Raw genomic sequence first — 18,092 nt, 5'->3', positions numbered from 1 at the left:
GCACTCTTAATGACTTTTAATCCTCCGGCGCCACCCGCGTTGCCATTCAGACATGTTGCTGAAGATCGCACTGTCCGCTTTACGCGGCGCAGCCTCCGTGTCCTTTCGCTGCTGCTGTTTGGCGTGCTGGCGCTCTCGATGCTGATGGTGCTGACGATTGCGCAGCGGCAAAACAGCGTATCGGTTGAGCATGACCGGCTGCTGATGCAGCAGGCGTGGAAAAGTCGTCAGGAGGCGATGGTAACGGATATCCGGGATTATGCGTTCTGGGGCGAAGCCTGGCAAAATCTCCATGTCAGTGTGGACAAAGTCTGGGCGTTTGACGAAGAGAACTTTGGTCCAGGCCTGTATGAGGAGTATCACTACGAGGGTGTTTTCGTGGTCGATGGTAAAGGCCACACCCGTTATTCAGTCATTAACGGCAAACTGGTGGATACGCCGCTGGAGGCCTGGCTGGGCAAAGAGACCTCTGCATTTATTGCGGCGGCACGTCAGCTTAACAACAAAGCGATGCATCGTGATGTGCTGATCAATCATCTGCCCGCCATCGTGGTTGCTGCCCCTATCACCAGTGGCAAAGTGAGGGCGGTGACGCCAGTGGCGGGGCCTCCGTCCATCATGATATTTGTGAGTCTGTTTACGCCTGAAAAATTAAAGGCGCTGGGAACATCGCTGGATGTACGCGAACTGCGCGCGCCAGCCAGTGAGGAGGATGCCCTGCGTGAACCCCGGATGATGTTAACGTTGCCGATGGGCGACCCGATTGTGCTGCGCTGGACCTCAAAGATGCCTGGCATGGGCCTGATCTGGTTTTTGCTGCCACTGCTGATGTTGATGGCGATCATCATCGCCATAATTACCCGTCGCGTCAGTCGCCATGCGCTCTCAAATGCAATTATCTCTGATCGGCGTTTCGCTATGCTGGCGATCAGTCAGCAGGAGCTTGCCAACAGCGAAGCGCGGTTTCGCGATCTCGCTGAGGCGGCGTCAGACTGGATCTGGGAGACGGATGCAGAGGGCCGGCTAATCTATCTGTCAGCGCGCTTTCATACCGTTACCGGCCATGACATTACGCACTGGCTGGGGCGTCACATCGATCATCTGCTGACGCATCCCAGCCATTCGCTGGTTGCCTGGCTGCGACGTCAGGAGGAGGACGGACAGCAGATGCCGCTGCGCTGTCAGTTCATGTCTGCGCACGGCAATCGTCGCATCGGCCAGCTGGTGGCAAAAACCATCTGGCACGACGCGAAACGCATCGGGTTTCGCGGTACGGTATCGGATATCACTCAGGGTATGGAAGCTGAGGCGCGCATTCAGTTCCTGTCGCGTCACGACGTCTTAACCGGCCTGTCGAACCGCATGCAGCTGCTGGAGTTTCTGACGCTACACCTTGCAATAACGGATGGCTCCGCGCCGCTGACGCTGGTCACACTCGATCTTGATCAGTTCCGGCCGATTAACGAAACCTGGGGTCATGCAGCAGGCGACGAGGTTCTGAGCCAGATAGCACAGCGACTGAAGCGCTGTATTGGTCCGCAGGAGCTGGTGGCGCGGCTGAGTGGCGATGAGTTTGTGCTGGTATTACGTGAAGCGAACCGTGAGCGGGTCGCTCAGCGTTGTGCTCAGCTGGTGCATGAGGTTCAGCAACCGATCAGCACCGGCCAGCATGTCCACTATCTTACCATCAGCATGGGGATTGCCTGTGCACCTCAGGATGCCAGCCACCCGGAAGCGCTGCTGGAAATGGCAGATATTGCGCTGAATGAAGCGCGTGACGCGGGACGCAATCAGTGGGTCTGGTATGCCAATGAGATGACCAGCCAGCGGGAAGATAAACGTGAAATGGCGCGGCGGATTGAGAAAGCGCTGAAGAACAATGAGTTTCGCCTGCACTATCAGCCACGCTATCAACTGCTGACGGGGCAGCTGGCGGGCGCTGAGGCCCTGATTCGCTGGCAGATTGCCCCGGATCAATGGATAACGCCCGACCACTTCATTCCACTGGCGGAAGAGAGCGGTCTGATCGCCACCATCAGCGACTGGGTGCTGATGCGCGCCTGTGAGGATGCTCTGGGGTGGGGCGGCGAACGCTATGTTTCAGTCAATATATCGCCAATGGAGTTTCGCACCAGCGACCTGGTGCAACGAGTCGCGAACGCGCTCGAGAAAAGTGGCCTGCCGGCAACCCGGCTGGAGCTCGAAATTACTGAGAACGTTACCTTTGAACACCCACAGCATGCGCTGGAAATCATGCAGGGATTACGTTCGCTGGGTGTCCGGTTGACTGTTGATGATTTCGGCACCGGCTATGCCGCGCTGGGCTACCTGAAAACCTTCCCGTTTAATGGCCTGAAGATCGATCGTTCCTGGATGAAAGATTTCCCGGAGTCGCAGCAGGCACAGTCGGTGGTCGCGGGGATTATTGCGCTGGCTCGCGCCTTTGCCCTGACGATCACAGCAGAAGGCATTGAGACAGAAGCGCAGTTAAACCAGCTAAAACAGCTCTCATGCGAAGAAGGGCAAGGTTACTTCCTTGGCCGGCCGATGCCACTGGCTGCATTCAGAACGCTGCTGGAAAGAACGGCGCAAAATCAGCCTGAGATGGCTTAACGCACTTTGACCGCGAGGGCGGTCATTAGCATTGCGCAGACAACAAAAATAATCAGTTCCATTATGACCTCCACGGGGCTGGGTAAGAAAATTCTTAAGAAATTGTAGGGGTTCACGGTGACTTTTTTTGGCTGAAAATGCGATTAATCTCAAAAGGACGCCTGCCCAGCAGTTGGCTTAATCCTGCTGTAACAACTTTACCTTTTAAGGGTTCAGGTCTGCCGGCGCGTTTTGCTACTCTTGGGCAAGGTGTTACACGTCCAACAGGAGAATAAACGTGAGATTTTATGGAAAAGGGCTGCTGGTAGTCGGTCTGTTCGCATTAACCGCCTGTCAATCTGCCTCTCAACCCGACACTGCCCGTGTGGCGCAGGATCCCGACGCTGACCGCTGCGGCGCCTCACAGTTTCAACACTATATCGGCAAACCGTTGACCGCACTGCAGGGTCAGCACTTCGAACAGCAGGTGCGTCCGATCCCCTATAATTCAGCCGTCACCATGGACTTTAATCTCAACCGGCTTAATTTCCTGGCCGATAAAAATGGCAATATCAGCTCAGTTTATTGTGGCTAATGGCCAGAATGTCATAGGCTTGTCATAACAGCAGGCGAGGATAGCTGCGCGTTTGAGAAACTTCCTCGTCACACAATAGATAGTTCTCGTCTTGTTTATTCCCGCCCCGGCGGGAATTTTTTTAGCGTCCGCGGACCGGAACAGGAGCGAAGAAGAAGATGAAACGCATAGTGGCATTTCTGCCCACGTTGTTACTCAGCAGCACACTGGCGCATGCGTCCAGTGAAGACGCCTGGAAAAAGAGCCGCGAGGTGATGGTTCAGGCGTGCGTCAACGCCAGCCACCTGAGCAAAGTCAGGGTGCTGGGCGAACCGATCGAATATGACGACAACACAGGTTACAGTGCACTGTTGCTGGAGGGACGCTACCCGCAGCAGCACATGAAAAATAAGCGGGGACGGGAGCTCTGCCTGTTTCAGCGCAGCAGCGGACGTGCCAGCGTCAGCGAAGCGGATAAGTTACGCTGGGTGAAGTAGCCGCCGGGTTGATTTACGGCTCCGGCTGCGTGTCGATCAACTGAGCCAGCAAGGTGCGATAACGTTGCAACTGCATCTCGTCGCCCTCTACTTCCAGTTTATCGATCACCCGCGCAATCAGCACTTTACTGGTGGCGGGCTCGCCCGCTTCCATTATTTCACGCAGGATCACCGCCAGCAGATCGGACTCTGGCGGTGTCCGCCAGGCCGGGCTTTTAAAATAGTCACTGATTGCACGGCTGGCGCTATTTGGTTGTACTCTCATTTCCCCACCTCCGCTGAAACACGCCACTGCCCCTTACTGCTGAGTAAGGGCGTATCTGTATGAAATAAGCTGGTTTGCCTCAGCGTAGCCGGATGGTCTGCACCGTTTTTTGCGGAGGACGTCGCACCGATAAGAATGATCGCCACACCGCCACGGCTGGCGGTTTTTTAAACATAGAAGCGGGGAGCGGGGTTGTCAGTAACAGAATGACATATTTTTCCATATTGATGAGGGGGCGTTTAAGAAGCGCGTTTCAGTGCCGTCTGTCATCCGCGCGCTTCGCACTCTGAATTCCTGCGTCGGTGAAATTTGTGCCGGTAATTGAGCCGAATCAAAGCAGAATCCGTTCTTTCACTCTCTGTGCCATGTTTTGTCGGTCACGCTGAGAATGCGCGCGTTAGACTGAGCCTACCCTCTCTTTATATCGTCTGCTCATGCCACGCACTATTGAACCCTGGAAGATAAACCTGATCTCGGTCTGGTTTGGCTGCTTTTTTACCGGACTGGCGATTAGTCAGATTATCCCGTTTCTGCCGCTCTACCTTGAACAGCTAGGCGTAACCGGTGGCGAATCACTGAGCCTCTGGTCGGGTCTTACCTTCAGTATCACCTTTGTGGTCTCGGCGGCGGTGGCGCCGCTATGGGGCAGCCTGGCCGATCGCAAAGGTCGTAAACTGATGCTGCTGCGTGCGGCTTTTGGCATGGGCGTGGTGATCCTGCTGCAGGCTTTTGTCACGGAGGCCTGGCAGTTGCTGCTGCTGCGTGCCCTGATGGGGCTAACCTCCGGATATATCCCCAACGCCATGGCGCTGGTGGCGGCTCAGGTTCCGCGTGAACGAAGCGGCTGGGCGCTGAGCTGTGTCTCAACCGGTCAGATTGGCGGGGTAATTCTGGGGCCAATGCTGGGCGGGCTGCTGGCCGACTGGGTCGGTTTGCGTACGGTGTTTATTGTCACTGCGGTGCTGTTGATGGTCAGCTTTCTGGTGACGCTGTTCCTGATTAAAGAGACCGGTTATATCCCGGTCAGTAAAAAAGATAAGCTCAGCGGACGCGAGGTTTTCCGCTCGCTGGATAACCCAAAGCTGATGCTCTGCCTCTTTTTTACCACCATGGTGATTCAGATGTGCAACGGGTCGGTGAACCCGATTCTGACGTTGTTTGTGCGTGAACTGGCACCGACTGCGGAGAATATCGCTTTTCTGAGTGGCGTGATTGCCGCGCTGCCAGGCGTCTCAGCGCTGCTGGCGGCACCCCGGCTGGGGCGACTCGGCGATCGCATCGGCACGCAGCGTATCCTGCTGGCGACAATGGTTATCTCGCTGCTGCTGTTTGTTGCGATGTCGTTTGTGACCAGCACGACACAGCTGGGGATATTGCGGTTTCTGCTGGGCTTCGCCGATGGCGCAATGATGCCTGCGGTGCAGACGCTTCTGGTACGTCATTCGCGCGACAACATCACCGGGCGAATCTTCGGCTATAACCAGTCGTTTATGTATCTCGGCAATGTCGCAGGCCCGCTACTGGGGGCTGCGGTGTCGGCGGTGGCAGGTTTCCGCTGGGTCTTTTTTGCCACCGCCGTGGTGGTGCTGATTAATGTGCTGTTTCTGAAGCGTTTTTACCGGCGTCCGAAGACCGAGCTGCCCCTGGCTGAGAAATCGTCAGCTCAGCCTGCCAGCGCTGCTGAGTCAGTAAAAACTCAGGACTGACGCTGGGGCTCCAGGAGTCATCGCCGCCAACGCCCATGTGAAACGCATCCAGATGCAGCCAGCAGCCCGTTTCAGGACGCAGCAGGTGGCGGTGTGAAGTCTCCTGCAGCTGCTCCAGACTGAAGCGGCTTAGCGAGAAAGCGAAGTCGCCGCTGACCTGCCAGCTGCCGCTGTCGAGCTGACGCGTACCGCCACGCTGACCATTCTCGCTGGGGAAAACGTAGGGCGTTGAAAGCTGATCCAGCGGCAGCTGCCAGCGGGAAAACTGCGCGGCCAGCTGGCGGTCGGGATAGTTTTCATGCGGACCCAGGCCCAGCCAGCTAACCTGCTGCGGGATGTGTGCCAGCTCACAGCGCAAGCCGATGCGTGCGGGCGGTGGCAATCCGCGCGACTGCTCAACCGACAGCTGCAGCTGTAACTCACCCTGCGCGTTGATCACATAACGTTTACGGCTGATGAACGCGAGCTCACCGTTGGCGAGCCAGCCATGCAGCGTCTCAATCTGCACTGCCTGCGACAACGTATTCGCCGTGATCGATACCAGACTGCTGCTCATCTGGTCATAACCCGCCGTTTTCCAGCGTTCAACCCAGGCATCAGGATCAACCTGTTCCGCTTCGCTGGTGCCGATGTCATTGTCCAGCGGCGCGCGGATAAAGCAGTCCTGAAGAGGGGAGAGCAGCGTCGGCTCCTCATTGACAAACCACTGCGTCAGTTCGCCGCTGTGGCGTGAAAAATGCCAGCGTTGCTGCTGATGAGTGACAACAATGTCACTGGCATCATTGTGCAGCACAGGTGCTTCGGCAGCCTCTGGCTGTAATGGCATCGCCAGCGCCGAGGGCAGCGCCCACTGGTGCCAGGCGACGCGCCAGCCAGCAACGCTCCAGGGTGTGGCGTTGATCTGATGAATCGCGACGTTCAGCCAGCATTCGCCGTATAACGCGGGCGGTGTAGGCAGCGTGATCCGCTGCTGACTCTGCGCGGTGATATCCAGCACTATTTCGCCTTCTGTCACCACCTCTCCTTCCTGCTCAATGGACCAGCGCAGCACTTCATTATCACTGTGGCGGAACAGATAGTCGCTGCTGATCGTAACGCTCAGCGGATCGCGGGGATCAACGGTAAACTGATAAAACTGCTGGGCGCGCTGCGCTTCATAAAGCGCTGGATGTGGCGTGCGATCGGCAAACACCAGCCCGTTCATACAGAACTGACGATCGTTAGGCTTATCGCCAAAATCGCCGCCGTAAGCCTGCCAGGGGTTACCCTGATCGTCATAGCGGGTCAGGCTCTGATCCACCCAGTCCCAGACGAAGCCGCCCTGCAGTCGCGGGAACTGACGGAAGGCCTCCCAGTACTTCGCAAAACCGCCGAAACTGTTGCCCATGGCATGCGCGTATTCACAGAGGATCAACGGACGCGTTTCGCCCGGCAGACCGATCCACTTCTTAAGCGACCATTTCGGCACTGCCGGGAACGGCTGATCTTCATCAACCCTGGCATACATCGGGCAGATAATATCGGTTGCGGCGGTATCTGCACCGCCGCCTTCATACTGCACCGGACGGGTTGGATCGCTGCTTTTCACCCAGCGGTAGAGCGCGTCATGGGTGGCGCCATGTCCTGACTCGTTGCCCAGCGACCAGATGATAATGCTGCAGTGATTACGATCGCGCTGCACCATGCGCGTGACGCGTTCGCTGTAGGCCGCGAACCAGCGGGGATCATCGGAGAGCCGGTTCATCGGCTGCATGCCGTGGGTTTCGATATTGGCCTCATCCACGACATAAAGCCCGTACTGGTCACACAACCGGTACCAGAGCGGATGATTAGGGTAGTGCGAACAGCGGACCGCATTGAAATTGTGCTGCTTCATCAGCTCGATGTCACGGCGCATCGTCGCCTCATCCACTACCTGACCGTGCTCCGGATGGTGCTCATGGCGGTTGGTGCCCCGGATCAGCAGCGGTTTGCCGTTGAGGCAGAGCAGGCCGTTGTCGATGGTGACCTGACGGAAGCCAACATCGTAAGCTTCCACTTCGACCAGCTGCTGATCGCCATCCAGCAGCGCCAGCGTCGCACGATAGAGGTGGGGCGTTTCGGCGCTCCACAGCGCGGGCTGTTCAACCGGCAGGCTGAGCAGGGCGCGTTCAGGATAGTGACCCCGTTCGTCAATGATCGCGCTGCCCAGCGGCTGCTGACACTGCGCAACCTGCTGTTTACCCTGCCACAGCGTCAGGCGCAGCTGATAGCGCGAGGTGGCGTCCGGCGGTAAGGCGACGCGGACCTGGGCGCGTAGCTCGGCACGGGTAAACTCCGGGCTGAGCCGGGTTTCCAGCTGAACGTCGGCCAGATGCACCTGCGGTTTATGCAGTAATGTGACATCGCGGAAAATGCCGCTCATCCGCCACATATCCTGATCTTCCAGATAGCTGCCGTCGCTCCAGCGCAGCACCATCACCGCCAGCCGGTTTTTGCCCGGTCGCAGATGAGGACTCAGGTCAAATTCGGCGGGCAGGCGGCTGTCCTGAGAGTAGCCAATCCAGCGCCCATTGCACCACAGGTGAAAAGCCGAATTTACGCCGTCAAAAATGATGCGTGTCTGTCCCGAATCGAGCCAGGCTGTGTCAGTCGTGAATGTGAGCGAGTAACATCCGGTGGGATTCCCGGCGGGAACCAGCGGAGGATTAACGGGAATCGGATATTGTACGTTGGTGTAAATGGGCGCATCGAAGCCGTGCATCTGCCAGTTAGCCGGGACCGGAATCGTGCTGGCATCCGGCAGATCCTGCAATAACCAGCTGGCAGGCACCGCTTCAGGCTGAGCAAAGTAACTAAATCCCCACTCTCCGTTGAGACATTGCCGTGACGCCGAAGGATGATCATCGCGCGCCGCCGCTTCATCGCGCCAGCTGGCGAATGGCGGATGGGCATCCAGACGATGCAGCGAGGTCACGACCGGGTTCTCCCAGTCGCGCCGGGAGAGGATGTCACTGAAAGTAGCCAGAGAGAGAGTCATGATTTTATCCTGTAAATGTAATGCGCTCACAATGCGCAAAATTCGTCAGTCTGTAAAGTGTTCACCCTCCCGATTTACACAAATAGTCCTGTTAACAAACTCACCGGGATGTTGAGAATACGACGACATACTGGCGGTAAAACGTTAAGTCTGGTCAGCAAAGATGAATAGCCGCCTGAAGCAGAGGAATCTCACTTGTCGCCATGCCAGCGGCTTCATACACTCAGCCCGATTTTTTCACTCTGAGGTAGATAGGGTACGAATCAATAAGCTGGTGGCTGTTGTGGGATTAGTGACTGCATTAAGTGGATGTATTTTCCCGCCTCCCGGCGGCGGTTGGGGCGGACACGGTGGCGGGCCGGGTCACGGATTCGTAAATCCTCGTTAAGCTTCTCTGTTTCATTTCAGGCAAGCGACATTTAACCGCGGCAGTGCAACCCCGCAAAACGTTTCGCCAGCAAAATAACCGTAAATGGCTGAACAGATGGGATAAATGTGGGCTAAGCCACTGAAAAAATGGCTGTCGCCCTCTGTTTTTTTAGCCAGCGTGGTGATAATTTCAGCTTTTCTCCACCGCTGAGACAACAGCATGAAAAACCTGATTGCTGAGTTACTGGTAAAGCTGGCTGAAAAAGAGGCGACAGCGAAAGAGCAAATGGCGCAGATTGAAGCACTGGAGATCGTTGTCACTGCGCTGGTTCGCAAGCTGGAGCCGCAACAACATCTGGCAATCACCACCAGCATTGAAAGCGCTATGGACAACGTGGCTGATGCTGATGATAACGATGCACGCCTGCTGCGCAATTACATTGAAAAGCTGCTCCATCATCCCCGCCAGTATTGATCCCGGAACAGGTCGGGAATGGGATCTTCCCATCACTTTGACCTCAAACATTTTCTGCTTTGCTTATTCGCTGCCAGAATAATAGAGGACAATCCACTGTGGAGTTATCAAGATGAAAGTCGGTTTAATGGCGATGATGATGGCAGGCCTGCTGGTCAGCGGGCTGGCAGGTGCTGCGGAGAAAACTCCGCAGCAGGAGAAAATGACGATGTGCAACCAGCATGCGAAATCACAGGATCTCAAAGGGGATGCGCGCAAAACCTTTATGAGTGAATGCCTGAAAAAGGACAGCAAGATGTCGCAGATGTCACCGCAGCAGATGAAAATGAAAAGCTGTAACGGTGAAGCCGGTGATAAAAAACTGGCAGGCGATGCCCGTAAAACCTTTATGAGTCAGTGCCTGAAAAAGAGCTGATGATGCCCACGGCCACGCAGGTGGCCGCTTCTATCTGCCGCCCGATGCGGATTCACTTCCCCCTCAACGCCGATTAAATTACCTGCCACAACAGCAGGTTATCTTTCTGAAACAGATTCCTCATCAGGCTTCCCGGTTCCTTTGCCACACTTACTGTTTGTAGGGGATTGCGCAGCGGGCTTTTTTGCCGTGCAGCATAAGACCAGAAACAGTGAAAGGAGCCATGCCGTGAACTATCAATTTACCGTCGACCTGAACGATCTGCCGCAGCGACAGCCGGTTAAAAAGACGCTCGGCGATGTTGATCTATTATTGATTCGCGACGGTGACAACGTCCGTGCTTTTCAGGCGAAATGTCCACACGCTGGCGCACCGCTTGAACAGGGCGCGATTTGCGGCGATCGGCTGGTCTGCCCGTGGCATAAAGCCGCGTTTGATATCGCCGATGGCAAAATGTGTGAACCGCTGGCGTTAGCCGATCTCAAACAGTACCCGCTTCGCATTGAAGAGGGCCGGGTACTGATAAACCCCAAAGCGATGTCACCCGCAGCACCCATTGGCAGCGGGGCAGATGCACCGGTCTATGTGGTATTGGGTGGCGGCGCGGCGGGTAGCGCAGCGCTATGGCGTCTGCGTCATGAAGGTTTTAAAGGCCGCCTGATACTGGTCGAGCGTGAAGCAGATGCACCCTATGACCGCACCGCGCTGACCAAATTTGTGCCGTCGGGAAAAATGGATATTAACGAAGTGCCGCAGCTGCTGAAAGCGGATGTGATGGAGCACGTTGAACGACTCCAGGCTACAGTGAGCCGGCTGGATGCACAGCAGCAGCGGTTAATCTTCGAGGATGGCGGTACGCTTGCGTTCGACAAACTGTTGATCGCCAGCGGCGCGACGCCTGTTCTTCCCGATTTGCCGGGCAGCGATCTTGACGGGGTTCATCTGCTGCGCAGCAAAGCGCAGACCGATGAGCTGCTTCAGGCGGTGGATGCCAGCCATAAAATCGTGATTATCGGCAACAGTTTTATCGGTACCGAACTGGCGTCGGCACTGCGTAACCGCGATATTGACGTCACAGTCATTGCCCGCCAGGCACTGCCTTTTGCTAAACGGTTTGGCGAGCAGATTGGTCGCTATTTCTACCAGCTTCATGAGCAAAACGGCGTGAAGTGGGTGCAGGGCGAGATCGAAGCGCTGCAGGGTGACCAGAAGGTAAATGGCGTGCAGCTGAAGGGCGGACGCAAGCTGGATGCTACCGTTGTGCTGTTCGCGACCGGGGTTAAACCGGCCACCGACTTTATTCACGATCTGCCGCTGGCAGAGGATGGCAGCCTGCAGGCGGATGATCAGTTGCGGGTCGCTGATAATATCTGGGTGGCGGGGGATATCGCCACCTATCCGGCGGCACAGGGGCCGCTGCGTATTGAGCACTATCGCGTTGCACATCAGCAGGGACAGACTGCCGCATGGAATATGCTGGATCAAAACGTCGCTTTTGATCGGGTCCCGTTCTTCTGGACGACCCAGTATGGCACTCGTTATGAGTATGTTGGCCACGCGGCAGAATGGGATGAATTCCAGCTAATCGGTTCGCTGGAGGATAAAAAATTTATGGCGTTTTATGGTCAGCAGGGGCAACTGGCGGCGATCTGCTCATGCGGTATGTATACGCTGACCGCTGAGCTGGTGGAGCAGATGCAGCACCCCATGACGCTTTCTGACGCGGTGGCGCGCTGTCAGGCGAAAATCAGTTAAGCTGCACGCAGGGCGGACCAGGCTGACGGGCCGCCCTGCGTACTTTCTCACCGGTTAGCTGCGACTCAGTTTCTCTGACTTCGCCATGCACTGCTGCATCGCTTCCATCACTGCCGAGCGCATCCCTTTTTCTTCCAGCACTTTCACCGCTTCAATGGTGGTGCCGCCTGGAGAGCAGACCATATCTTTGAGTTCAGCCGGATGTTTACCGGTGGTCAGCACCATCTGCGCCGCGCCTTTCACCGCCTGCGCAGCAAACTGATAGGCCTGAGCACGCGGCATGCCACCCAGTACGGCTGCATCCGCCATCGCCTCGATAAACATAAACACGTAGGCCGGTGCAGAACCGCTCACGCCGACCACAGAGTGAATCAGATATTCATCCACTACGGCCGCTTTGCCGAAGCTCTCAAAAATCGCCACGACTTCGTCGATCTCCGCCTGCTCAACCAGCACGTTAGGCGTTACCGAGGTCATGCCTTCGCTCACCAGTGAGGGCGTATTCGGCATTGCGCGGACAATTTTGCGATCGTAACCCAGCACGGATGAGAGCGAGTCCAGCGTCACGCCAGCGGCAATCGACACCACCAGCGCCTCTTTTTTCAGGCTGCCTGCCAGCTCTTTTAATACTTTCAGAATGACATTCGGTTTTACTGCGCCGAACAGGATGTCCACTTCACGCGCCAGCGCATCCGCGCTCTCTGCTGCGTTGATGCCATACTGCTCTGCCATCGCCTGGTTGGTCTCAGCTTTGCGATCGTAAACGAAGATATCAGACGGGGCGATTTTGCCGCTGTTGACCAGTCCGCCGATAATGGCTTTCGCCATGTTTCCCCCGCCGATAAATCCGATTTTCTTTGCCAGCATCGCCATCTCCTTAGGACATTATTCGTTTTTCTCAGTGAGCTAGCTTACTTCAGCCAGCCCGAATAACAAGTCAGCTGCAAGCGCGCTGGAAAGCGTGGCGCAAATTAAATTTGCCATTTAAGAGGAACCCGGCAAGATCTCAGGCTTCTCTGACTGTAAGGAATCATGATGTTTATCTGGGTCGATGCCGATGCCTGTCCGAATGTGATCAAAGAGGTGCTCTACCGTGCGGCGGATCGTACCGCGACCACGGTCACTTTTGTGGCGAACCAGTTTTTGCGCGTGCCGCCATCGCCGTATCTGCGCACGCTGCAGGTGCCTGCTGGCTTTGATGTGGCGGACAATGAGATTGTCAGACGTTGTCAGCCCGGCGATCTGGTGATCACCGCCGATATTCCGCTGGCGGCTGAGGTGATTGAGAAAGGGGCAGCGGCGCTGAATCCGCGCGGCGAGCGTTACTCACCGGCGACGATACGCGAACGTCTGACGATGCGTGATTTTATGGATACGCTGCGGTCAAGCGGCGTGCAGACCGGCGGCCCCGCGACGATGAGTCCGCGTGACCGCCAGCAGTTTGCGAATGAACTGGATAGCTGGCTCACCCAGCAGAAACGCTCAACTTAAACGAAGCTGTCGTCGTCGTCGAAATCGTTGCCGCCAAAATCGTTGAGATCGCTGTTGTCGGCATAATTGCTGTCCCAGCCCGTGTTCTGGTCGAGGAAGGCGCTGTCGTTACCACCGTTAAAGTTATCGGCATTGTCATCGCCACCGTTGAAGGTGTTGAGATTATCATTCACCTCCGGCAGCGGCGGCTCATTGATGATATTCACAATCTCTTCCGGCTGTGAATGGTGGAACATGCTGGTCAGCATGTCGGCCATCACGACACCACCCGCGACGCCCACGGCAGTTTGCAGAGCGCCGCCAAGGAAACCGGTGCCGCGTGGCGCGGGTGCCTGGGCAGGGGCATACTGCTGCTGTGCCGGTTGCTGCGGCGCACTGTTCCACGGCGACTGTTGCTGCGGCTGCTGAACGGAAGGCTGCTGACGCGAACCGCTGCCAAACAGTCCCGACAGGAAGCCGCCGCTGCTCTGTGCAGGCTGCTGCTGTTGTTGTTGCTGCAACTGTGCCACCTGGCTTTCCAGCGCTGACACTTTCTCATTGAGTTTTTTCAGCGCCGCTTCCTGAATCAGGATTGCCTGCGTCATGTAGTAAGGCGCGCCTGGCTGCGCCTGAAGATGCTGGTTAATCAATTGTTCGGCAGCGGCATCGCGTGCCACGGCCTGGCTTTCGGCCTGTTTCAGACGGCTGAACAGCCCATCAATCAGTTGTTGTTCTTCGCGTTGCATGATGACTCTCCTGTGGCGATTGTTATCAGTATATGGGGGCGTCAACACGAAAAGTAAAATCCGGGCGGTAAGCAAATATTGCCAGCCCATTTTAGCCGCCGTTTTATGCGTTTTTTAGCGCCCGGTTACTCACCTGATGCACAAAACGTGCATGCATTTCCCCTTGAAAATAGAGAGATTATCGCTGTTCATGTGAGGAAAAAGCGTAAATCATGCCTGACAGGTGGAGGCCATAATAATTTCCAGTTATGATGCGTCGCATTAATCAGCTAACCATGCAGCCGCATCGCGCGGTCAGGCGGAGGAACGGCCCTGATGTCACTACCCATCTTTTTGATTGGCGCTCGCGGTTGCGGCAAAACCACGGTCGGCGAGGCGTTATCGCAGGCGCTGGGCTACGCCTTTACGGATACCGATCACCATCTGCAACTCAGCACGCAACGCAGCGTGACGGAGATTGTCGAGGCGGAAGGCTGGGAAGGTTTCCGCGCCCGTGAAACGGAGTCGCTGAAAGCAGTCACGGCCCCCAGGACGGTCATTGCCACGGGCGGTGGCATGATCCTGGCTGAAGAGAACTGCCGCTTTATGCAGGAGCAGGGGCAGGTGATCTGGCTGAGTGCATCACCTGAGGTGCTGGCAGAGCGACTGGAAAGCGAACCTGAAGCGGCCCAGCGTCCGACCTTAACCGGACGTCCGATCGCTGACGAGATGAGTGATGTGCTGCGTGAACGCGCGCACCTTTACCAGGCGGCGGCCCATCATCAGGTGAATGCCATGCAGGCACCGGAGTGTGTGGTGGAAGAGATTCTGCTGTCACTTTCTCTGGCGCGCGCCAGCTAACCCTCAGATTTTTCCCGCTTTGATCCCGCTTCAGATGGCATTGTCTATACTTATCCTATGACAGGCAGCAGCCTGTCCTGTGGAATGTTGTTCAGACAAGAGGGACACAGTATGCCTACCAGACCGCCGTACCCGCGTGAAGCGAAAATTGTGACTGTTGAAAAGGGGCCTGAAGGTAATAAGGTAACCTTTTATGAATTGCGTGCTGATCATCCCAAACCGAATTCATTAATCAGTGAGCATGAGACGGAAGAAGAAGCGCACGATGCTAAAGCGCGCTACGAAGACGTCGAAAAAGAGTAAAGCATTGCGGCTGGCAGGGAGGCCAGCCTGATATTCAGCGTCATTTCGCCGTTTGTCAGTACGTTGCCTGAGTTATGCCCATCGCCTCTTTATTCCCGACATCCCCTTGCCGACGCACAACAAAGCTGCCTGGAATACTGGCTTAACGCTTTTTCGCTCTGCGCGTCTGATTTCTCCCGCCGGAACAGATCACAAACGACCATCATTTCGCGTGACAGATCAGCGGGTTCCCTTCTACACTGCCAGACACACAACATGTGCTCTGGAGAACTATTATGCTCAACGTTAGTGAGTATTTTGACGGAAAAGTTAAATCTATTGGTTTTGACAGTGCGAGCACCGGTCGTGCCAGCGTCGGCGTGATGTCTGAAGGTGAATACACATTTGGTACCGGCCAGCCGGAAGAGATGACCGTTGTTAGCGGCTCGCTTAAGGTGTTGCTGCCAGGTGAGACCGAGTGGAAATGGTTTGAAGCGGGTTCGGTGTTTAATGTGCCGGGTCACAGCGAGTTTCATCTGCAGGTTGGCGAGCCAAGTTCCTATCTCTGCCGTTACCTGAAAGATAAAGATTAAAAAAAGGGCCGCTAAGCGGCCCTTTTTTCTAGCGAATAATCTTCACATCACTCAGGGTGATAGCGCCCATCGGTTTATCACCTGTTTTTGCCCTTAGTGGCGCTAAAATCCGCAGGTCTTCAAGCCAGGCACTCTCTATGACGGTGACAGGCTGTTTGTCTGTCGCAATGGTACAGGTTACCTTCAGATAGCGTCCGCTAAATGCCAGGTTAATCTCTCGCGCGTCGCCACCGCTGGAGACGGCACAGGTTTCCCGCTGATGACTGTCCTCATCCTTGCCCACGCTACTCTCACTCACCGCGTCGTTCTGATAGTGCTGTCCGGCGGTTAGCGGATAACGCAGCGTCGAACTAAGTTGTTTTAACCGCGAAGGGGAATAGGAAATCGACATGGTATAGGCGAGCTGGATATCATTGGCAATCGTCAGACGCTGCACTTTCCAGATACCGTAATCCTCCAGCTTGCGAATAAATCCAGCGTCATCCGCCACCATATGCACGCTGACGCGACCTTCCCGACTATTTTCGACCCAGCTGAGCTGCTGAAAACGCGGTGTGGCCCAGGGATGGACCAGGGTTTTCAGTTGTTGCTGCAGGGCAGGGGCAAGCGGGACGGCGGCCAGCACCGAGGCCGGATTGCCATTCAGGTCGGGTAGCATCTGTTGTGCCATCGAACCGGGCGATTTATGCGAAGCGGGTCTGAAGTGGCCCAGTGCATGAAATCTCTTAACATCTGGCAGCGTACAGAGCTGGGCAAAAGTTTTTTGCAGCAGAGGCGTCAGATCAAAAGCGGTTTTACGGCGCGCCAGCTGGCCTCCATCCAGTGAATCGGTTACGTAACCGTTGTCATCAATATCAAATGCGGATAACGGTGTACTGACACCGGTTTCGCAGTTAAAACGGTAATTTTCGACCTTTAGACTGTAGGGCGCATCATAGGGTGGATCGAAATCGCTGGCCGCATAATCAGTGCCGACCCGGACCCGCAATATCTCTGCCTCACGCTTCAGGCTGGCAACGTCAATCAGTGTCGTGGCACCATACTTATCAGCAGATTCAATTTTTTCCCATAGCACTGACCTTTCGGGTAATCCGCAGATTTTTTTCAGAACAGCCGGATCCTGATTTGAGCCAGGCTGAGGTGCGCTGTAGCGGCCATATTCATTGCCGTAAAACCGGCCTTGTGGGCTGCCTTCTGCATCGACCATGTGGCGGTAAAGCGCTTCGGCATAAGGTTTTTGGCAATCATAAGCCTGCCAGACCTGCATTGCGCCCCCGTTTTTACCGGGAATAGCCACCATCACATTCAGGCGATCGTTGATGCGCACCGCATCGAAACGGCTGACGCTGGGCGGATCATCCGAGGCGGGCTGACTGCGTGCAGAGAGTGAAAGAAGCGACAGTGTGCAAAATAAAAACAGGTGCCGAAATAAGCGGGACATAAGTGGAATTCCTTTGCCAAAGACCCGGTTATCGACAAAGTATGCCAAAACTTCAGGGCGGAACGGCGCCGCCCTGATAATGCTTAACGCTGGGCTTCGCCGCCTAACGCTTCCACCAGATTACTGGTGAGTGCCGCCAGTTCGCTGGTCATCAGAATAAAGTCCGCATCAAAGCGCTGCGCGAAATCTTCACGGTCGATATCGTCGTTCTGGTCGCGCAACGTGTCGCTGAACTTCAGACGCTTCACTGAACCATCATCGGCCAGCACGAACTGAATACGCTCCTGCCAGTCGAGTGCCAGTTTGGTCACGACCTTGCCGGCTTCGATATGGTTGGCGATCTCATCGCACACCAGATCCTGCTTCTTGCAGCGGATGACGCCGCCATCTTCCAGCAGGGCTTTCAGCTCCGCTTCATCCATCAGCGCAAACCCGGCTGGCAGGTCGCCTGAACGCACCCATTGGGTCAGCGTCAGTTCAATCGGATTTTCCAGCGTCAGTGGCACCACCGGCAGTGAACCCAGGCTTTTGCGCAGCAGCGCCAGGGTATCTTCCGCTTTTTTCGCGCTGGCACAGTCCACCATAATCAGGTTATTGACCGTGTCGATCCACAAATAGGTCTGGCTGAAACGGCTGAAGGCGCGCGGCAGCAGGCTATGCAGCACTTCATCTTTCAGCGAATCTTTTTCGGTCTTTTTGAGCTTGCGGCTCTGCTCAGATTCCAGCTTGTCGATTTTTGCTTCCAGCGCCTGTTTGACGACCGGCGAAGGCAGGATTTTCTCTTCTTTGCGGGCGCAAATCACAATCTGGCCTTTATTCTCGTGGGTCAGCGCGTCGCTGCGGTTACCCATCGGCGAGACCCAGCCGGTCTTGCTCATATCCTGACTGCCACACGGTGAAAAAGTGAAGGCGTCGAGCTGTTTTTCCATCTCATCTGCGGACAGCGGAATGTCACGATTCAGACGATAAACCATCATATTTTTAAACCACAACATCGGGATTCCTTACCGTGGCGCGATCGGGCGCACAAGTCTGCGAGAGTCAGCGCGCATG

At 55.8% G+C, this 18,092-nt stretch carries 18 protein-coding genes; 11 read left to right on the top strand and 7 right to left on the bottom strand.

Annotated elements, in window-relative coordinates:
• Positions 1-9: 9 nt before the first annotated feature.
• From H7K52_RS11495 to H7K52_RS11485, 3 genes are all read left to right on the top strand, one after another.
• Positions 10-2,613: a bifunctional diguanylate cyclase/phosphodiesterase gene (locus H7K52_RS11495; RefSeq protein WP_008924858.1), complete on the top strand. Its 2,604-nt coding sequence runs from the start codon at positions 10-12 to the stop codon at positions 2,611-2,613.
• Positions 2,614-2,890: 277 nt separating this feature from the next.
• Entirely contained in the window at positions 2,891-3,187 is a 297-nt protein-coding gene (locus H7K52_RS11490) for an I78 family peptidase inhibitor (RefSeq protein WP_003850080.1), read from the top strand.
• Positions 3,188-3,345: 158 nt separating this feature from the next.
• Positions 3,346-3,663 carry a hypothetical protein gene (locus H7K52_RS11485; RefSeq protein WP_003850079.1) on the top strand — a complete coding sequence of 106 codons (318 nt, stop codon included), beginning with the start codon at positions 3,346-3,348 and terminating at the stop codon, positions 3,661-3,663.
• Between the two features lie 13 nt (positions 3,664-3,676).
• On the opposite strand, the gene H7K52_RS11480 is transcribed toward H7K52_RS11485, so the two are convergent.
• Positions 3,677-3,928, bottom strand: a complete 252-nt coding sequence (locus H7K52_RS11480; RefSeq protein ID WP_003850078.1) for a biofilm development regulator YmgB/AriR family protein — start codon at positions 3,926-3,928, stop codon at positions 3,677-3,679.
• Between the two features lie 434 nt (positions 3,929-4,362).
• Here H7K52_RS11480 and H7K52_RS11475 point away from each other — a divergent pair, with 434 nt between their 5' ends.
• A complete protein-coding gene (locus H7K52_RS11475; protein WP_071591687.1) occupies positions 4,363-5,634 on the top strand; it encodes a multidrug efflux MFS transporter in 1,272 nt (423 codons plus the stop codon).
• On the opposite strand, the gene H7K52_RS11470 is transcribed toward H7K52_RS11475, so the two are convergent.
• Together H7K52_RS11470 and H7K52_RS11465 are read right to left on the bottom strand one after the other, a co-directional pair.
• The gene (locus H7K52_RS11470; RefSeq protein ID WP_182630061.1) at positions 5,519-8,653 is read right to left on the bottom strand and encodes a beta-galactosidase; all 3,135 of its coding nucleotides are present in this window, start codon (positions 8,651-8,653) and stop codon (positions 5,519-5,521) included. The genes H7K52_RS11475 and H7K52_RS11470 overlap by 116 nt on opposite strands.
• Before the next feature lie 399 nt (positions 8,654-9,052).
• A complete protein-coding gene (locus H7K52_RS11465) occupies positions 9,053-9,244 on the bottom strand; it encodes a hypothetical protein (RefSeq protein ID WP_003850076.1) in 192 nt (63 codons plus the stop codon).
• On the opposite strand from H7K52_RS11465, the gene iraP reads away from it, so the two are divergent.
• From iraP to H7K52_RS11450, 3 genes are all read left to right on the top strand, one after another.
• Complete coding sequence (gene iraP / locus H7K52_RS11460; protein ID WP_003850075.1) at positions 9,243-9,497, top strand: anti-adapter protein IraP; 255 nt, start codon at positions 9,243-9,245, stop codon at positions 9,495-9,497. The two genes, H7K52_RS11465 and iraP, sit on opposite strands and share 2 nt — an antisense overlap.
• Positions 9,498-9,609: 112 nt before the next feature.
• Positions 9,610-9,912 carry a PsiF family protein gene (locus tag H7K52_RS11455; protein ID WP_003850074.1) on the top strand — a complete coding sequence of 101 codons (303 nt, stop codon included), beginning with the start codon at positions 9,610-9,612 and terminating at the stop codon, positions 9,910-9,912.
• Between the two features lie 228 nt (positions 9,913-10,140).
• A complete protein-coding gene (locus H7K52_RS11450) occupies positions 10,141-11,667 on the top strand; it encodes an FAD-dependent oxidoreductase (RefSeq protein WP_182630060.1) in 1,527 nt (508 codons plus the stop codon).
• Between the two features lie 54 nt (positions 11,668-11,721).
• Here the strand turns inward: H7K52_RS11450 and proC are convergent, their stop codons facing one another.
• Positions 11,722-12,534 (bottom strand): pyrroline-5-carboxylate reductase, encoded by an 813-nt coding sequence (gene proC, locus H7K52_RS11445; RefSeq protein WP_003850072.1) that lies wholly within the window; start codon positions 12,532-12,534, stop codon positions 11,722-11,724.
• Positions 12,535-12,702: 168 nt separating this feature from the next.
• On the opposite strand from proC, the gene H7K52_RS11440 reads away from it, so the two are divergent.
• The gene (locus H7K52_RS11440) at positions 12,703-13,158 is read left to right on the top strand and encodes a YaiI/YqxD family protein (protein WP_003850071.1); all 456 of its coding nucleotides are present in this window, start codon (positions 12,703-12,705) and stop codon (positions 13,156-13,158) included.
• Here the strand turns inward: H7K52_RS11440 and H7K52_RS11435 are convergent.
• Positions 13,155-13,883 carry a DUF2076 domain-containing protein gene (locus H7K52_RS11435; protein ID WP_182630059.1) on the bottom strand — a complete coding sequence of 243 codons (729 nt, stop codon included), beginning with the start codon at positions 13,881-13,883 and terminating at the stop codon, positions 13,155-13,157. The two genes, H7K52_RS11440 and H7K52_RS11435, sit on opposite strands and share 4 nt — an antisense overlap.
• Before the next feature lie 315 nt (positions 13,884-14,198).
• Between H7K52_RS11435 and aroL the strand changes: the two genes are divergently transcribed.
• The 3 genes from aroL to ppnP all read left to right on the top strand — a co-directional run bounded on the left by aroL (position 14,199) and on the right by ppnP (position 15,598).
• Positions 14,199-14,723 carry a shikimate kinase AroL gene (gene aroL, locus H7K52_RS11430; RefSeq protein WP_003850067.1) on the top strand — a complete coding sequence of 175 codons (525 nt, stop codon included), beginning with the start codon at positions 14,199-14,201 and terminating at the stop codon, positions 14,721-14,723.
• A gap of 111 nt (positions 14,724-14,834) precedes the next feature.
• Positions 14,835-15,026, top strand: coding sequence for a YaiA family protein (locus H7K52_RS11425; protein ID WP_003850063.1), 192 nt, complete (start codon positions 14,835-14,837; stop codon positions 15,024-15,026).
• 275 nt (positions 15,027-15,301) lie between these two features.
• Positions 15,302-15,598: a pyrimidine/purine nucleoside phosphorylase gene (ppnP, locus tag H7K52_RS11420; RefSeq protein ID WP_003850060.1), complete on the top strand. Its 297-nt coding sequence runs from the start codon at positions 15,302-15,304 to the stop codon at positions 15,596-15,598.
• A gap of 28 nt (positions 15,599-15,626) precedes the next feature.
• Here ppnP and H7K52_RS11415 read toward each other — a convergent pair whose 3' ends face one another.
• Positions 15,627-17,039: a hypothetical protein gene (locus tag H7K52_RS11415; RefSeq protein ID WP_182630058.1), complete on the bottom strand. Its 1,413-nt coding sequence runs from the start codon at positions 17,037-17,039 to the stop codon at positions 15,627-15,629.
• Positions 17,040-17,122: 83 nt separating this feature from the next.
• Positions 17,123-18,034: a recombination-associated protein RdgC gene (gene rdgC, locus H7K52_RS11410; RefSeq protein ID WP_003850053.1), complete on the bottom strand. Its 912-nt coding sequence runs from the start codon at positions 18,032-18,034 to the stop codon at positions 17,123-17,125.
• Positions 18,035-18,092 lie beyond the last annotated feature (58 nt).

It is taken from the genome of Pantoea hericii, from assembly GCF_014155795.1.
In the GTDB taxonomy this organism is placed as follows: domain Bacteria; phylum Pseudomonadota; class Gammaproteobacteria; order Enterobacterales; family Enterobacteriaceae; genus Pantoea; species Pantoea eucalypti.
This window is presented reverse-complemented; position numbering and strand designations above follow the sequence as displayed.

Excerpts from the sequence above, each read along its gene's own strand:
- H7K52_RS11465 (WP_003850076.1), bottom strand. The coding sequence starts at position 9,244 with ATGCTGTTGTCTCAGCGGTGGAGAAAAGCTGAAATTATCACCACGCTG.
- H7K52_RS11495 (WP_008924858.1), top strand. The coding sequence starts at position 10 with ATGACTTTTAATCCTCCGGCGCCACCCGCGTTGCCATTCAGACATGTT.
- H7K52_RS11455 (WP_003850074.1), top strand. The coding sequence starts at position 9,610 with ATGAAAGTCGGTTTAATGGCGATGATGATGGCAGGCCTGCTGGTCAGC.
- H7K52_RS11475 (WP_071591687.1), top strand. The coding sequence starts at position 4,363 with ATGCCACGCACTATTGAACCCTGGAAGATAAACCTGATCTCGGTCTGG.
- H7K52_RS11470 (WP_182630061.1), bottom strand. The coding sequence starts at position 8,653 with ATGACTCTCTCTCTGGCTACTTTCAGTGACATCCTCTCCCGGCGCGAC.
- H7K52_RS11425 (WP_003850063.1), top strand. The coding sequence starts at position 14,835 with ATGCCTACCAGACCGCCGTACCCGCGTGAAGCGAAAATTGTGACTGTT.
- proC (WP_003850072.1), bottom strand. The coding sequence starts at position 12,534 with ATGCTGGCAAAGAAAATCGGATTTATCGGCGGGGGAAACATGGCGAAA.
- H7K52_RS11485 (WP_003850079.1), top strand. The coding sequence starts at position 3,346 with ATGAAACGCATAGTGGCATTTCTGCCCACGTTGTTACTCAGCAGCACA.
- ppnP (WP_003850060.1), top strand. The coding sequence starts at position 15,302 with ATGCTCAACGTTAGTGAGTATTTTGACGGAAAAGTTAAATCTATTGGT.
- H7K52_RS11480 (WP_003850078.1), bottom strand. The coding sequence starts at position 3,928 with ATGAGAGTACAACCAAATAGCGCCAGCCGTGCAATCAGTGACTATTTT.
- H7K52_RS11440 (WP_003850071.1), top strand. The coding sequence starts at position 12,703 with ATGTTTATCTGGGTCGATGCCGATGCCTGTCCGAATGTGATCAAAGAG.
- H7K52_RS11415 (WP_182630058.1), bottom strand. The coding sequence starts at position 17,039 with ATGTCCCGCTTATTTCGGCACCTGTTTTTATTTTGCACACTGTCGCTT.
- H7K52_RS11435 (WP_182630059.1), bottom strand. The coding sequence starts at position 13,883 with ATGCAACGCGAAGAACAACAACTGATTGATGGGCTGTTCAGCCGTCTG.
- rdgC (WP_003850053.1), bottom strand. The coding sequence starts at position 18,034 with ATGTTGTGGTTTAAAAATATGATGGTTTATCGTCTGAATCGTGACATT.
- aroL (WP_003850067.1), top strand. The coding sequence starts at position 14,199 with ATGTCACTACCCATCTTTTTGATTGGCGCTCGCGGTTGCGGCAAAACC.
- iraP (WP_003850075.1), top strand. The coding sequence starts at position 9,243 with ATGAAAAACCTGATTGCTGAGTTACTGGTAAAGCTGGCTGAAAAAGAG.